The organism is Mucilaginibacter mallensis (genome assembly GCF_900105165.1).
Lineage (GTDB): Bacteria > Bacteroidota > Bacteroidia > Sphingobacteriales > Sphingobacteriaceae > Mucilaginibacter > Mucilaginibacter mallensis.
In genome coordinates this window covers 907,525-923,859 of the sequence record NZ_LT629740.1, presented here as the reverse complement: position 1 = coordinate 923,859, position 16,335 = coordinate 907,525, and the positions used below count along the sequence as shown (strand labels likewise).

Sequence of the window (16,335 nt, the reverse complement as noted above, 5' to 3'; positions counted from 1 at the left end):
AGGCCAGACATTTAACATATGTTAGCTGTTTGCCTGGGTTTCTATTTTTAATTAAAATTCAGTTCGCCGAAATATTGAGGCAGGTGAAAGTTCGGTTCGTCTGCTATAATATTATTCCAGCATAAAAAATGTTGTTCGGCAAGTTCATCTCCACATTTATAAAAGTTCCCCCAGGCCTTAAGGTCTTGTAATGTTGTTATATGGTGATTATGAAACACCTTAAAAGGGATAACAACCGTTAAGTCCCACTGATGGGGTAAAACATCACCCTCAGCAACGTTGATGAGCCCAGTCCTTTTTATAGTGCTTACAATGGATGGATCAACCCAAATCCTTTCTTTTCCTTTGCCATAGCCAACTAGTGGCGTGCCAAGAGCATTGAATTCAAAGTTGTAGTACGCGCCTTCTTCTTCAAACCCAATAAAGAACTCAACACAACTATCTTCATACACCGCATCATTTATTTGCTTGTGAACAGCCCTGAAATGTTTTTCCTTTACATCAAACTTTAAAAACAGGGCATCATCTCCATAAGCCATCTTAAACGTTACCTCGGGCCTAATATCTGTACCCGGCCATGGCTCATTTGCTATTTTATCAGGTTCTATTGATGAGAATATACCGGATAAAGCATCCGGCGAATTATTATATAGTGCAGTTGCCACATAAGGCACATTCAATACATTCATATTTATTAGCTATAAAGTTCATTTTCTGCTTGCGCGATCAACTTTTTGAACTTTCCTACGCTCCTTACATATTCATTTAACAATTTAAACTGGTTTTTTGCCCGGTTTAAATTATGCCCCGGATATTTAGATCCGTAGTAAATATCATTATTCAAATAATCCGTTAAAAACCGGACGGCCTGCATATAGATCATCAGCTCGCCCGAAAATACAAAATACTGCTTTTCCTTTTCGGTAAATATACTGCCAAGTTCTGACAAATAGCCCTTACAAATCGCACTAAAAATGGCTTCCCTGATGTGGATCTTTGAAAAATCAGTTTCTTCCTCGTTAGCCGGCGACAGATAGGTACGCATCATATCCCCCACATCGCTGAAAAAATAGCCGGGCATTACCGTATCCAGGTCAATAACACATAAGCCGTTCTGCTGCTCATCAAAAAGTACATTACTGATCTTGGTATCATGATGGATAACCCTTACCGGCACTTCCTTATTGGCTAAAATAGTGCGGTAGGTTTGCAGGATGTTATTGTGCTTATAAACCTCTTTTATCTCTTCGAAGGCTTCTGCGATTCTTTCGCTGGTTGCATTTCTTGAGGCTGCTTCAAATTGCTCAAACCTTAGCTCAAGGTTATGAAAATCAGTTAACGTATATTTAAGTGCAGTTGGATCAAAGTCCTTAAGCAAATAAGTGAACTTGCCAAATTGCTTTGCTGCCTCAAAGGCCTGTTTTTCGTTACTTATAAAATTGATGGTTTGCGATCCCTTTACAAAAGGGAACAGCCTGTAAAATTTACCACCATCCGATTCAACTAAAAAATCACCAGAGATGGAAGGTATGGGCCCAACAAATAAATAATCGGGGTATAGTTTATTCAGATAATCTTGTATCAGCGTTAAATTGTTGGCAATATATTCCGGCGACTTAAAAACATCACTGTTTATTTGTTGTAGAATATATACTTCTCCCCTGCCCGATACTTTGAATGTATGGTTGATGAGCCCCGACCCAAAAAACTGGATCTGGTAGTCAGCTGCATTCATTCCAAAACTTTGTAATATCTTTTCAAGCATGCTTATTGTGTGTCAAGGTTTCAGTTGGTAATTTTTATAAGCTGATCTTTATCTGTTTTTAACCAGCTGGTTTTTATGTGTACAGTTCCTTTTTTATCACCGGCATCAAAATAACATCCTGTTTTTGCACGGTTAAATTCATCTGCCGAAGCATATATCTTCACAGGCGCGCCATTAACAGCAACAGATTTAGGTGCTGCGGCCTGATGAACATCAAGCACGTAAACCCTTTGCAGATATTTGCCTGCATAATTACCCACAGCAGCGTGTATGCTTACCTGCACATCATTAGCGGCTGCAACCTCTATTAAAGTTTTAGCAAATGCCCCTTCGCGGTAATCGCGGGTTAGGCCATCATCTTCATATAAGTTAAAGGATGATTTTTTATATGGATAGATCTCCAGTGTTAAGCTGTCGGCTCTCTTTTCGCCATCATAGTTCATGGCGGGGTACATTGGGATGATAGCGCCTTGTTTTACAAATAGCGGCAACTTATCCAACGGAGCAGGGTAATTATTTAACCAGGTGTTACCGGTATAGGCCTTGCCGTCCCAGTAATCATACCAGGTACCTTTTGGCAGGTAGATGCTATCTCTTTTGGCCTGGCTTTTATAAACCGGAGCCACTAAAAACGATTCGCCATTCATGAACTGGTATTGTGTTTGTTTGCCCCAGGTAACCGGGTCATTAGGAAACTCCAGCACCATGGCTCTTGAAGTAGGTACACCGGTTTCATGCGCCTGGGCACAATAAGTATACATATAAGGTGTTAGGCGCATTTTCAGCTCGAGGTACTTGCGATTGATGGTTGTGTAAGGTTCGCCGTAAATATAAGGTTGTTTATCCTTTTTTGCCCAACCACTCATCACCATAAATACCGGTGTAAAGCATTTCCATTGCAGATCGCGCACGTAGGTGGAATCACTGCCCCTGAAAATACCGTCAACATCGCCCGTAGCCGCATTAAATGCTGATAAGCCCGAGCCAATCACTGTTGGGATATGGAAACGGATATACTCCCAGTTGCCTGATTGATCGCCGCTCCAAACTGTTGAATATTTTTGTGTACCAGCCCAGCCCATTACGCTCCATATAAAGCCGCGTGCGTTGCTGTTATTCTCAATACCATTATAGGCGGCCTTACAGCCATCCAAAGCAAATTTATACCCCGGACCAACCCATGCCACATCCAGTTTACACAAACGTGTGCCCGACTGGCCAACTTCTCTTGCTATTTTATCAATGCCGTTTTCCGTCCATAGGCCGGTATAAAAACCACGTTTATGCAGCTCTGCAACTGTCGAATCAAGCTTTACATATCCGCAGCCGTAGCCATCATTAGGCAATATCCAACCGCGCGGCATGTTGTTATCTACATATTTATCAGCCACCAGCTTAATAACATCTGGCGTAGTGCCATTTATGCCGCTGCCAACGTAATTTTTAGTATCATAACCTTTTGTACCTCGGTTATAACAATTGGCATCGCCCAGGCTAAGTGCCCAGCGTGGCATTAAAAATGGGCGGCCTGTTATTTGGGTATAACCGTTAAGTATTTTCTTTAACGATGGCCCGTAGAAATAAAAGGCATCAAAACGGTTCTCATTGTGGGTGAATTTCAGATTTTGTTTGAAGGAATATACACCTACATCAAACGTGTTCCTGAAAACACCATAACCAGCTGTCGACATATAGAATGGTGCCGGGTTTGCCCTGCCACCATCGTCCCAGCCATTACCTTTTTCAATTAATATATCTTTATCCCTGTGCGAGAAATAACCGTTTTGCATACCGCAGCCATAAAAGTATTCGTTAGGCTGCCTGTCCATAGTTTGCGATGTTTTGGCGCCAAAGCTTATCGGTTTGGTTTCAGCCCATACTTTGTGGGTATCGGTAACATCGTATAAAGCAAAACGCAAAGGCTGTTTGTAAACCCTCAGCACGCATTCCTTGCTTTTTAACTGGTAATACGTTCCTTTATCAATAGCTTTTACCTGCGGATTTTTAATAGCATAATTCTCTACTATATCATTCCCGGCAGGGTTGGTGAACTCCCCATCAGGTGCCAGCCAGATCCTGAAGATATCATCCGTATAAAATATAACCTTAGTTTTTGAGATTCCTGCCGACAGGTCGAACTCATTCTTATCTGCTTTAAACCCGGTTACATTACCTACGTATGATTCCTTGGCATAAATCTTTTGCTCGAGGTGATCGTTATCCGGATTTTCATCACCATCCAGCTTAACAGCAAAAACCAGGCTGTGCAATGGCCTTGTTAACAGGTCGGCAGCTGGAAATTTCACACTGATCTCTTCACCGGGATTAATAGGGTGCGCGCTGGCGACAACCGTGGTTGTTAATGTCTGCTTATTATCAATCAAACAAGTAACTTTAAAATCCTGGCTGATGGTTTCAATACCTGTATTCTTCAGGCTTAAAGCCAACACATCATGGTGCGTAAAGGTATTATCGTTCTCGCTGTTGGAGGTTAAATTTGTTATGGCGATGTCTTTCTTATAACCTTCTGCCAGTGATATATCATCAATCATCCAATACCAGCTATAATAGCCCTTCCAATAAAAGCGGATGAATACTTTAGCCTGATTAGCCGCGACTTTACTGATATTCACCTCCTGGTTTATAGGGTTGAACATATCGGCAGCAGCCGGCAGGTTATTCTTTACATCAAAATCGGTCCAGTGAAGGCTATCGGTACTTACACCAACATATAAGCCTGCACCTGCTGCCGCGTTAAAATCATTATAACGAAAAGTTTGCTGAAAGCGCAGTATTACGGATGAATGTGATGAGCAGTTTATACTCCTGGTTTGTATCCACGCATCAGGATATTGTTTCTTTTTAGCCCAACTTGGCTGATCTTCATCAACCATATAACCTGGTTGAAATTGCAGGTAAAAACCACGGCTTTTTGAAGCGATGGGTGGTGCCTGTTGTTGGTATTGGTACGAACCCGGATAAGGCTGATCTGTTACAATCCATTCCACACCATTGGTATTGCTCATATCCACATTCTTCCAGCCATCGGGAAATTTACCCGCGCTTGAATTAAAATCCTCCTTCCAAAATACTTTTGCATTTTTAGTGCTCACCTGTGCCCATGAGTTTGCAACCGTGATTAATGAAATTATAAGCAGTACCAGTTTTTTCATATGTTGAGTCTACAATTAATTATTGCCTGAAAATGAGCATATACCCATCAATTACAGATTGATAGGTTTAAGTTTCTATACCAAACGTAATTAATTAAAACCCCAAAAAAGTGTGCAAACGTTTGTCTAAAATGATATTGACAAAGCAGGAAAAGAGAAATAGCGATGATTTAAATCGTAGCTTTTTCGTTGATTACTAACTGCGACTCTACAGTTATATTATAATAAGCCTGTTTGGCATCATCCTTAACAGGGTTATTGAGCAGGTCGATCAGGATATCGGTAGCTTTTTGCCCCTGCAGGTATGGGAATTGCTCAACCGAAGCCACAGGCACATAGTCCATGTAATTAATGAGGGGTAAATTGGCATAACTTACAAAGGTAAGCTCCTCGTTTATCGCAATATCTTGTGAGCGTGCGTAACGGATAGCGAAAAGCGCCACATAATCATTAAAAGTAACAATGGCGGTTGGCTTTCTCTTGTTGCTGAGCAGTTCCTGCATAGCGCCGATGGTTCCCGCTTCTGTTAAATCACAATTAACCAGTAATGATGGATCAAATTTAAGTCTGTTTTTGATAAGCGCCTGTATATAGCCTTCCCTGCGTTCGCCGGTGGCATATAAGGTTGTTGGACCGTTTATCATCCCAATAACACGATGGCCGCGCTTTAACAGGAAGCTTACCGCTTCAAAGGTGCCGGTTTCCATATTGCAGGCTACGCTGTGTATGTTTTGCAGGGATGGTATCCTATCGAAAAACACTACCGGAATATTTGATTTTCTAAAAACCTCGAAATGGTCGTAAGATGATGTATTTTTTGTGACAGAGATAAGCATACCATCAACCCGCTGATTTTTCATTTTGGCTACCAGCTTGCGTTCGGTTTCTTCGTTGTCATGTGATTGTGCCAGCAGAACAGTATAATTCCTTTTGTTCGCGGTATCCTCAATACCACTTACCGCTGTTGAAAAAAATGCCTCGGAAAGTTCGGGCAGTATTACCCCAATATTGTATGATTTTCCTTTCTGAAAGAAGATCGCAGTTTGATTTGGTTCGTAGTTTAGCTCCTTTGCCAGCTGTTTAATTCGCATTTTAGTAACCAAGCCAATGCTCGGATGATCATGCAGCGCGCGGGAAACGGTAGAAATTGAGATATTTAATGCTTTAGCGATCTCCTTTATAGTTGCCGGTTTCTTTACCATGATTTACTAAAGTAATTTAAATATTAAATTAATGAAAATTTTGCTGCTATAAATTAAAACATCCAGTTATTTTTATTGTATTCGATGTATTATTATGGTTACAGTTCCGGGTATATAGCGAGCAGTCCCCGGTTGGTAACAGATCATAGAAAGCCTGTTATTCCATTTGCTAACAGATCATACAAACGTTTGCGCTATGTTCCGGCGCTCATGCACTGGTTATGTTATCCTTATATGCATAAATTAGGAATGAATTAATGTCAGTGCATATAATCAGCGAATAAATTCATAAAAGCTGGGATAAGTCAACCTTCAATATTTAATTAAACCATTAATCAATATAACAGTATGAAAAGGCGCAGTTTCCTGGCAAAATCCATAATTGGCGGTGTAAGTATGACCGGTATAGGCACATTACAACCGGTTTTCAGTAAACCTAATGAAAAATTGGCCAAAGGAAAAGCTTTAATTACAATTGGTATTTGTACCGATCTGCACCACGACCTTATTCCTGATGGAGAAGCGCGCTTACAGGCATTTATTAATGAAATGAATGAATTAAAGCCGGATTTCATTATACAAATGGGCGACTTTTGCGTACCCAAACCCGCAAATCAGCCATTAATGGATGTATGGAACCAGTTTAAAGGCGATAAATACCACGTTATTGGCAATCATGATGTTGACGGTGGCTTTACACAAGACCAGGTGCTCAGTTTTTGGAATGCGAAAGACAAATATTATTCGTTCGATAGAAACGGTTACCACTTTATTGTTTTAAACGGGAATGAAAGGCCATCGGGCGATACATCCAAAGGTTACCCTCGTTCAATAACAGAAACTCAGCGCAACTGGCTTAAGCAGGATATTGACAGCACCAAATTGCCGGTAATAGTTTTTTGCCACCAGGGAATAGACAATGACATGGAGGGCATAAAAGAAGGCAGCATGGTTCGCCTTGTTTTTGAAAGGGCAAATCTGAAAGCTGGTTTTAAAAAAGTACAACTCGTGCTAAGCGGCCATAACCACGAAGATTATCTGAATACCTATAATAATGTACATTACCTGCAGGTGAATAGTGCATCGTACCAATTCTCCCATTTAAAAGATAACGGCTACGATTTTGCATTAACCAAAGATCCGCTTTGGGCCGTGCTGACCATATACGACAATGGCACTATACATGTAAAGGGAAAATAATCAACTTATAAGGCAGGTCAGGAAAAAGATTGGGCGCCGTATGATGGTTACCCTACTGTTCCTTATATATCCGACCGGATTATAAATATCGGGTAATTCATTATCAACATAAATTGCTATTTTTATTTTAGCTGTGGATATCATTTCATCAGCCAAACCTTTTTATTATTCTTGACTTTTACAGTAATATCCTAAACGCTATGACATTAAAGTGGCTTATTCCGGTTGTCCTATTATTGAGTTTTAACGCACAGGCACAAAAAAAAATTAAATGGCCAAATCATAAAAAGGCGGTTATTGTGCTTACTTATGATGACGCGCTTGATTCGCAATTGAATACGGCGGTACCCCAACTGGAATCGGCGGGATTAAAGGCAACGTTTTTTTTAACCGGGGATATTAACAGCGTAACTATACCCAAATGGCGGGCGCTGAGCAAAAGGGGCTTTGAGTTGGGTAATCATACTATCTATCACCCCTGCTCAAGCAGCGATGATAATCCGGTTGCATCTGAAACTTATACCCTCGGCGCTATAGTGCGCGAAATTGAGATCATGAATAATTATTTATTTGCTATAGATGGCAAAGCGACCCACACCTTTGCCTACCCGTGTACAGAAACAACTGTAGGCCACGGACAAGATTATTCGGACTCGTTACGTAAATATGGCCTGGTGAAATATGCGCGCATTGGAGGCGATGTTGATGATGGTGTGATCACAGATTTTAAACACCTCGACCTGATGAAAATACCATCCTACGGACTGGAAGATAATACCCCCGGCGAGAAGCTAATTGACTTTGTAAAGCGCGTAAAGAAAAGCGGTGGCATGGGTATTTTCATGATCCATGGTGTAGGCGGCGATTATATCACCACATCAACCAAAGCACACAGGGAATTGATTACTTATCTTAAAAATAATAAAAAAGATATTTGGATAACCACCTTTCAGCAGGCTATGGATTACGCGGTAGCAGCCAGCAAAACTAATTAACATGAGTTAGGAATAAGCACTATTCAATATCAGGCTTTTTTGTGTCGCGACTATTTTATATTGTTAAAATGTTTAAATTAGATACATGAAAAAAGTAACCGGTATAGGCGGCATCTTCTTTAAATGCGATGATCCGCAGAAAATGCAAGACTGGTATGCCCAAAATCTGGGCCTGCCAGTTGAAAAATACGGAACCATGTTCAAATGGAGAGACGCAGATGATCCGGATAAAGAGGGAACTACTGTTTGGAGCCCTTTTAAAAACGACACCAAATATTTTGAGCCTTCGAAAAAAGATTTCATGATCAATTACCGTGTCGAGAATATTGAAGCCTTGGTAGAACAGCTAAAAACTGACGGTGTAACCATTATTGATGAGATAGCTACTTACGATTACGGCAAATTTGTCCATATCCTCGATCCCGAAGGAAACAGCATCGAGCTTTGGGAAGACATTTAGTGCATGGTGAACAGTGAATGTTTACCCGCTCTGTTTCACAGTTCATGAATAAAAGACCTGCTATATTAAATTAAGCTTTAGCTATACAATTCAATCAGCGTTTTTAATTCCGTTTGCAGGGTATATGTTTTATTGGCATTGTACCAGGCATGCACCCGTGGGATGATATCGTGCAGGGTTAAGCCTTCACCTTTCCACGCTTTCAGCAGGGTTTGCAGTTCGGCAGGCCTTGGGCCCCAATGGCCAAGCACCTGCAGATCTTCACTCAACACCACCATTTTTGGTATAGAACGGCCGCCATCGGTTAGATTGTCATCCATCACATCCAGGTTGCTATCACGAAACAACACACGCAGCTTTACTTTCTCAGGTATGGCTTTTTCAATAACATGCAGCATGGGCACATTAAAGGCGGCATCGCCGCACCAACCTTCGGTAAGTACCAGCCATGTAGTGGCAGGCGCTTTTTCAAGCGCTGCCTTTAAGCTGTCGAAAACCTGGTAGCTATGGTCATATTCTTCCATCAGCTTTATATTATTGATAATGTGCGGCCTCACTTTTTCGGCTATCGCGTCCGCTGGTGGTAAGGATAGCATTTCATCCAGCTTTTGCCTGTAAGCGGTATAAGTATATGCGCTATCAATTAGCTGATGTGTATAGGTAAACGACATAGACCTTATTTTATAATGTTAAGCGGATGGCAGTTATTTCACCTCCGCCAAATATTTATGTACAAAACTAATAGCCATTGAACCCTCGCCAACTGCCGATGCCACCCTGTTCATCGCACCTGAGCGTACATCACCGGCGGCAAAAATACCTGGGCAACTTGTTTCTAACGAATATGGCTCACGGGCTTGTTTCCATATTTTATTAAAGCCATCGTAGTTTTTGAGCATACGGCCGGTCTCCAAAAAGCCTTTATCATCTTTAATAATATCCAGTTTGAGCCATTCGGTAAAAGGCTTTGCCCCTATAAATATATACAGGGCCGCTGCCGGGCAGGTTTGCTTTTCGTGGGTATCTACATTACATAAAACCAATTGTTCCAGCCTGTCTGACCCTATGGCCTGCGCAATTTCGGTTTTGCCTTTTACATATATATTGGTGGTTTCCTTTATCTGGTCGATAAGGTAGGCTGACATGGTGCTCGTCAAATCTTCCTTGCGCACCAGTATATATACGTTTTTAGCAAATTTGGAGAGGTACATTGCTGCCTGCCCCGCCGAATTACCACCGCCAACTACATAAACTTCCTGATCTTTGCAGGCAGTAGCTTCGGTCATGGCGGCACCGTAATAGATACCTGCGCCTGTGAAATCCGAGATGCCCAGGGTTTCCAATTTGCGGTAATCAACCCCAGTGGTAATTACAACACTACGTGTATCCACGCAACCACCGTCCTCAAACCGTACTTTTTTATAACCATCATTTTGCTCGATAGCCTCTACCGATTTTGGCGATAAAAACTCCGTACCCAAACGTGCAGCCTGTGTCATGGCGCGGCGGGTAAGTTCTGACCCGCTTATGCCTGATGGGAAACCTAAATAGTTCTCAATCCTGCTGCTGGTGCCGGCCTGGCCTCCCGGCGCACGGCGCTCAATCAACAATGTTTTTAAACCTTCGGATGCACCGTAAACCCCGGCAGCCAATCCCGCAGGACCAGCGCCAATGATCACCACATCATACATATCGTTCTTCAGCTCAGGGTTAAGGTTTATTTTGCTGGCGATAGCTGCAATACTTGGCCTGATGAGATATGATCCATCCTCAAAAAACACCACTGGCAGGTCTTTAATATCCAAGCTATTTAGCTTCAGCAAGATTTGCCCCTCGTCATTAGCCTGGATATCCAGCCATTGGTAAGGCACCAGGTTACCCGCTAAAAAGTCTTTGATCTCGTGCGATAGCTGAGAGTATTGATAACCCACCACCCTGATGCCTGTAAAGCCGGGGCGGTATTTATTTTGCCAGTCGTCCAATAAACCATCAATAACCGGGTATAATTTTTCTTCAGGCGGATCCCATGGCTTTACCAGGTAATAATCCAACTGAACAGTATTGATAGCTTTTATAGCTGCTTCCGTATCAGCATAAGCGGTAATCAGTACACGCTTTGCTTCAGGATAAAATTTCATTGCCTTTTCCAGGAAGGCTACACCCTCCATTTCGGGCATGCGCTGGTCTGAAAGGAACATGGCAATGGTTTCGCCTTTATTTTTAAGTTCCAGCAAACTATCAATACCCTCCTTAATTATGGTTGTACCCAGTATGCGGTAGCTATTGCGGTAGCTGCTTTTTAAATCGCGGGTAAGCGCGCGCAGTACGTGGGCATCATCATCAATACAAAATATAATAGGAAGGCTCATAGGTGTGTTTTACGTGATCTAAATTAAAAAAAATCCGGCTTACCCGTCAATAGGGAAACAAACTATAAATTCTGTTCTGCCGGGAACAGAGTTTACTTTTATGGAACCGCGGTGCTGCTTTACAATACGGCTAACCACATCAAGCCCTAAACCCGTTCCTTTGCCAATTGGCTTGGTGGTAAAAAAGGGATCGAATATCTGCGAACGGATATTATCAGGTATGCCCGGTCCGTTATCAATAATGGCTACCTCTACAAACTCTTTATCGCGCCTTGTTCTTATCTCTAGTACTCCCTTACCTGCCGGCTCCATGGCATCCAGCGCGTTATCCACCAGGTTTGTCCAAACCTGGTTCAATTCGCCTATCATGGCCTTAACAGGCGGCAGGGTTTTATCAAAATCCTTCTTTAGCTCTATACTGCCCTTGCGTATCTTGTACAACAGCATCACTAAACTATTCTTTATACCATCGTGGATATCGGCATATTGCTTATCATGCCCCTGATCCATATGGGTAAAGTTTTTTACAGAGCCCACCAGATCGGCAATACGCCTTGATGCGCCTTCAATATCCTGTACCATTTTTTCGGTCACCAGGTTATTATTCACCCAGTTGATCACCGAATCAGTGTATTGCTCTGGAATATGCTTTAAAAACTCCTCCACTTCCTCAATACTTACGCCAAAGTCAACAAAGTTTTCGGCTACATCCTGCGCGTTAGTAATATTATGATCGTCAAGCCACACAACCATGTCATCCTCCATATCACTCCGCTCCATCATGCTCAGGGTTGGTTTTTCCTTTTCATTCAGCAAGCGCCATATCAGGTTATTTACTATCTCAACATCCTCCCTGCTTATCTCTATTTCAACAATATCCTGTAAGGTTTTCCGTACCGATTGCAAATGTTTTTTTAATGAGTAGGCCCCACGCACAATGGCCGATGCAGGGTTGTTCAGCTCATGGGCAAGGCCTGCCGAAAGTTTACCCAGCGCCATCATCTTTTCATTCTGCTGTTGCAGGGCAGTAAAGTTGCGTACCCTGTTAGTGAGGATATGCACCAGCGCACGCGTCAGTTCAAAATGTGTGCGTATCATCTCCGGTATTTTTGCAGCCGGGAATGACAGTATTTGCGTGTCAGTCATCACCTCGCCGTAAGCGCTCCCTATCTTTCCTCGTGAGAATGGCAGGTAGCCCATTATATCCTTCGGACTAAAACTTATAAATTCCCGTATTTCCTTATTTTGCAGCATATACATCCTGAGGCTGCCCTCAACCACAATATAGGTTGCATCCATAGGTTTGCCGGGCTCCATCAAAAAATCACCCTGCTTAAGCATTATGTTTTCGCTGTTATCAATAAACCATTGCAGCTGTGGTGCAGGCACATCCTGTAAAGCTTCGATAGATAATAGCCAGTCGGTTGTTACTTTCATTTCAGTATATTACTTACAGCATGAAGTTAGGACAAAAGATCGAAACTTGTGGCTGTCATTTGTTTTTTAAGGGTCAGTTTTTTTGTGCCGGTGTTATCCTGAACTCCGTTTTATAGTTATTGCGCAGTATGCCAATGTATTGGAACTGGCCTATTTTATCCTCAGTCAATGCCTTGTACAAACTATAAGAGCTTTCAATAGGCTGGTTATTAAATGACAGTATAATATCACCGCTCAAAATACCCGCTTTCTCTGCCGGGCTACCCACTGCAACCTCCGAAATAAACAAAGCCTGCTTGTTCACCAGCTCATGTATGGCGCGTAGTTTAGGCACCAGATCTATCTGCTGCATTACTACGCCCAAATAGGCCCGTTTCACCTTTCCAAAGCGGATGAGCTGATTAGCCACATCCTTAGCGGTATTAATGCTGATGGCAAAGCACAAGCCCTGCGCCCCCCTGATGGTTGCAGTATTAACACCTACCACCTCGCCATCGGCATTGATGAGCGGACCACCGGAGTTACCCGGATTGAGCGCTGCATCGGTTTGGATCATGCTATCCATCATCCTGCCGGTTTGCCCTTCAAGCGTTCGGCCCAAAGCACTTACCACGCCAGCCGTAACCGTATGCTGAAAACCCAGCGGATTACCGATAGCAATTACCAGCTGACCAATCTTCAATCCCTCAGCATCACCCAGTTTTACCGGCTTAAAATCGGCTTCCGAAATTTTGAGGATGGCCAGATCTGTATCCGGGTCTTCGCCAATAAGCTCGGCCTGACTGGTACTGCCATCATGTAGTTTTACCCTTATGATTTGTGCCTTATGCACCACATGGCTATTGGTAAACAAATAGCCATCCGAAGAAAACAGGAAGCCCGAACCTGTGCCGGCTAGTACTTCCTTGTTCTTTTCTTTTTTATAGAGTTCTATTTTAACCACCGCTGTTTTTACTTTCTCAACAGCTTCAATAATGGTTTCGGAATACGCATCCATGGTTGTCCTTTTTTTGAAGATAGGGTAGCACAAATCGCATTCCTATTCCAAAAAAATATAAAATCCGGTTATTATGTCGTGTTTTGCTAAAAACGACCTGATTTGCTGGCATGCAATGGCTATAAAAGCGGCGATAATAACCGGCACAGCTTTTCGGGGAGCTGTTTAAACAATGTGCGCTTTGCCCATGTTTTGCGGTTGATCTGTACCGCATCTTTTATATCATCATAAAAGGCATCGCGCAGTTGTTGCGCTATTTTAGTGTCGTAGATCATACTGTTCACCTCAAAATTAAGCTCGAAGCTACGGTGATCCATGTTAGCTGTGCCGATGATAGCCAGTTGTCCATCCGCTACCATGGTCTTGGCATGAACGAAACCTTTTTTGTACAGGTAGATCTCAGCACCAGCATCCAGTATCTCGCCATAGTACGACCGTGCCGCCGCATTTACCAATGCCGAATCCGACACATCGGGTACCAGCAGCTTTATCTTTACACCACTTAATGCCGCTACACGCATAACATCCAATATACTTTCACCAGGGATAAAATAAGGTGATGTAATCAGCAACTCATCCTGTGCCATGCCTATGGTTTCCATCAGCGAAAACATGATGGTAGGTGTATCTGAATCGGGACCACTGGCGGCTATCTGTACAATGGCCTTGCCATGTTTGCTTGGGGTTGAGCAGAAGTAATCGGGCAGGATGGGCAGCTTTTTTCCCGAGCAAAAATTCCAGTCGCATATAAACAGGTATTGCAGGTAATATACACCCGGGCCATCAATACGCACATGCGTATCACGCCAGTAAAGCTGCTTTTTGTCGATACCGTTGATATACCTGTCGCTCACGTTTATACCGCCTACAAAACCCGTACAACCATCAATAACAATGATCTTGCGGTGATCGCGATAATTGGTGCGGTTGGATAAGGCGATGAACAATATCTTATAAAAAGGATAAGCCTCTACCCCTGCCGCGTTCAGGTCATCCACAAACTTATTACGGATGGATCGGCTCCCAAAATCATCATAAATAAACCGCACCTTAACCCCTTCGGCAACCTTTTGTACCAGGATGTCTTTCACCTGGTTGCCAATGTTATCATCCTCAAAAATATAATACTCCATGTGGATGTGGTGCTTCGCATCCCTTAATGCCTGCAATACTTCGGGGAACTTATTCTCGCCGTTCAGCAACAGCTTTACCTCATTGTTGCCAGTGAGCGGGCTGTTATCATTCATCAGCATCCGGGCCAGTTTTTTATGGCTCTTTACCTCATGCTCGCCGCTATCCAATGATTTTTCCGATTCATGCACTATCTTCTCCCTGATCTCTGCCAGCAGATGGTGATCGTTCACTATCTTTTTGCTGTACAGCTTGTTTTTTCGGTAGTTGGCGCCTACGGCAAAGTAAATGACCATGCCTATCACCGGCAGAAAAATAACCACCAGCAAGTAAGCAAACGTTTTGGTGGTCGACTGGATATCATACAGTATCCTAAGACAAACAAATATAATGAGGAGGATATAAGCTGTCCCTATAAGTATGTCCAGGTGCATTCTGATTTTATTTAGTTTGAGTTTGCCTTCCGGCGATACGTTCTAAATACAGTTTAAACGATTTTTTGTTCCAACCGGTTAGCCTGCCTTTCTGTATGATCATGTTTTCGTTATCCATAGCCGATAAAGGGTAACGTAATGCAAATGGCTCCCGCGTATTTTGCCAGCCCTGTACTTGCTCAAACCGCAGGATATTTACATAGATGGTTTTACCCGAATCAGTTACGGTATAATAATCATCGGCAAAGGTTATTAAGTTATTTTTCAGGCTGGCATTGCCTGATTTATTTATTAAGAAATCATTTTTAGGATGAAACCCATAAACAATGGCCGACTTATCCCAAATAGAACTATACCCCGTATAATAACCGCTACCGGCATTAGCTACCACATACCACAGCATATTATTGAACGGCGCAGGTGTGGTAAAATAATTTTGCTGTTTGATAGTGGCATCAACCTTATTATCGATTGCTATTTTATTGATAGCCGAAAAGCACAAATAAGCCACCGAAACCGCAATAGCCATTGACGCCCATGTAACACGATGTTTAGCCTTACTGCTTTTAAATATCAACAGCAATGCTACCACCACCAGGCTGATAGTAAACAAGGGGTCAGCCACATATAGCAAATTAATGGAGAAGCGGTGATGACTGAATGGCTCCAACAACCCGGTGCCGTAACTGTTGCAGGTATCGAGCAGGTCATGCAGCCCTAATTGAAAACAGAAGAAGAATGCCAGCGTTGCAAAGGGAATGTTAGGTTTTCGGTGGATATTTTTTGCCAGCCAGGCCAGCAGCAAGCCAATTACCAAAGCAAAAAACAGGGAATGCGTAATACCCCGGTGAAACAATAGAGCCCTATCGCCGCGCATAAAAATACCGGGGAGGGTATCAATATCAGGCAAGTTTTGCGCGACGATGCCCCATAGCAAAGCCTTTTTACCCAGCTTTTTACTCAATAATATTTCGCCAACACAAGCACCTAAAGCTATATGGGTAATAGAATCCATAAATGATAGTATATCCTCTTTGTTTTAAAGGGGCGGAAGATAATAATGTTTGAGGGAAATAGCTGAACCCGTCCGTACCTAATTTGGTGAAGTACATTAAAAGCGTCCGTCCGCTCAAGGTATGGACAACAGCGGACACGCTACGGACCCTGGCTAC

General features: G+C 42.7%; 13 protein-coding genes. 3 read left to right on the top strand and 10 right to left on the bottom strand.

Annotated elements, in window-relative coordinates; translation table 11 throughout:
* Positions 1 to 47: 47 nt before the first annotated feature.
* The 4 genes from BLU33_RS03760 to BLU33_RS03745 form a co-directional block, all read right to left on the bottom strand.
* On the bottom strand, positions 48 to 689 hold the full coding sequence (locus BLU33_RS03760; protein WP_091369484.1) for a carbohydrate-binding family 9-like protein: 642 nt from the start codon (positions 687 to 689) through the stop codon (positions 48 to 50).
* A 5-nt stretch (positions 690 to 694) separates the two neighbouring features.
* Positions 695 to 1,765 (bottom strand): phosphotransferase enzyme family protein, encoded by a 1,071-nt coding sequence (locus BLU33_RS03755; protein WP_091369481.1) that lies wholly within the window; start codon positions 1,763 to 1,765, stop codon positions 695 to 697.
* Positions 1,766 to 1,785: 20 nt separating this feature from the next.
* Positions 1,786 to 4,938, bottom strand: coding sequence for a glycoside hydrolase family 31 protein (locus BLU33_RS03750; protein ID WP_091369479.1), 3,153 nt, complete (start codon positions 4,936 to 4,938; stop codon positions 1,786 to 1,788).
* A 170-nt stretch (positions 4,939 to 5,108) separates the two neighbouring features.
* The gene (locus BLU33_RS03745) at positions 5,109 to 6,140 is read right to left on the bottom strand and encodes a LacI family DNA-binding transcriptional regulator (RefSeq protein ID WP_091369475.1); all 1,032 of its coding nucleotides are present in this window, start codon (positions 6,138 to 6,140) and stop codon (positions 5,109 to 5,111) included.
* 348 nt (positions 6,141 to 6,488) lie between these two features.
* Between BLU33_RS03745 and BLU33_RS03740 the strand changes: the two genes are divergently transcribed.
* The 3 genes from BLU33_RS03740 (at position 6,489) to BLU33_RS03730 (ending at position 8,795) form a co-directional block, all read left to right on the top strand.
* Positions 6,489 to 7,340, top strand: a complete 852-nt coding sequence (locus BLU33_RS03740) for a metallophosphoesterase family protein (protein ID WP_091369472.1) — start codon at positions 6,489 to 6,491, stop codon at positions 7,338 to 7,340.
* A 200-nt stretch (positions 7,341 to 7,540) separates the two neighbouring features.
* Positions 7,541 to 8,335 carry a polysaccharide deacetylase family protein gene (locus BLU33_RS03735; protein ID WP_091369468.1) on the top strand — a complete coding sequence of 265 codons (795 nt, stop codon included), beginning with the start codon at positions 7,541 to 7,543 and terminating at the stop codon, positions 8,333 to 8,335.
* Between the two features lie 85 nt (positions 8,336 to 8,420).
* Positions 8,421 to 8,795 carry a VOC family protein gene (locus BLU33_RS03730; protein ID WP_091369465.1) on the top strand — a complete coding sequence of 125 codons (375 nt, stop codon included), beginning with the start codon at positions 8,421 to 8,423 and terminating at the stop codon, positions 8,793 to 8,795.
* A 77-nt stretch (positions 8,796 to 8,872) separates the two neighbouring features.
* On the opposite strand, the gene BLU33_RS03725 is transcribed toward BLU33_RS03730, so the two are convergent.
* The 6 genes from BLU33_RS03725 to BLU33_RS03700 all read right to left on the bottom strand — a co-directional run bounded on the left by BLU33_RS03725 (position 8,873) and on the right by BLU33_RS03700 (position 16,178).
* Entirely contained in the window at positions 8,873 to 9,466 is a 594-nt protein-coding gene (locus tag BLU33_RS03725; protein WP_091369461.1) for a thioredoxin family protein, read from the bottom strand.
* Between the two features lie 33 nt (positions 9,467 to 9,499).
* Complete coding sequence (locus BLU33_RS25635; RefSeq protein ID WP_091369458.1) at positions 9,500 to 11,164, bottom strand: FAD-dependent oxidoreductase; 1,665 nt, start codon at positions 11,162 to 11,164, stop codon at positions 9,500 to 9,502.
* A gap of 39 nt (positions 11,165 to 11,203) precedes the next feature.
* A complete protein-coding gene (locus BLU33_RS03715; protein ID WP_091369456.1) occupies positions 11,204 to 12,601 on the bottom strand; it encodes an ATP-binding protein in 1,398 nt (465 codons plus the stop codon).
* 73 nt (positions 12,602 to 12,674) lie between these two features.
* Entirely contained in the window at positions 12,675 to 13,598 is a 924-nt protein-coding gene (locus BLU33_RS03710) for a S1C family serine protease (RefSeq protein ID WP_091369451.1), read from the bottom strand.
* Positions 13,599 to 13,717: 119 nt separating this feature from the next.
* Complete coding sequence (gene cls / locus BLU33_RS03705) at positions 13,718 to 15,163, bottom strand: cardiolipin synthase (protein WP_091369448.1); 1,446 nt, start codon at positions 15,161 to 15,163, stop codon at positions 13,718 to 13,720.
* A gap of 7 nt (positions 15,164 to 15,170) precedes the next feature.
* The gene (locus BLU33_RS03700; RefSeq protein ID WP_091369445.1) at positions 15,171 to 16,178 is read right to left on the bottom strand and encodes a metal-dependent hydrolase; all 1,008 of its coding nucleotides are present in this window, start codon (positions 16,176 to 16,178) and stop codon (positions 15,171 to 15,173) included.
* Between the last annotated feature and the right edge of the window lie 157 nt (positions 16,179 to 16,335).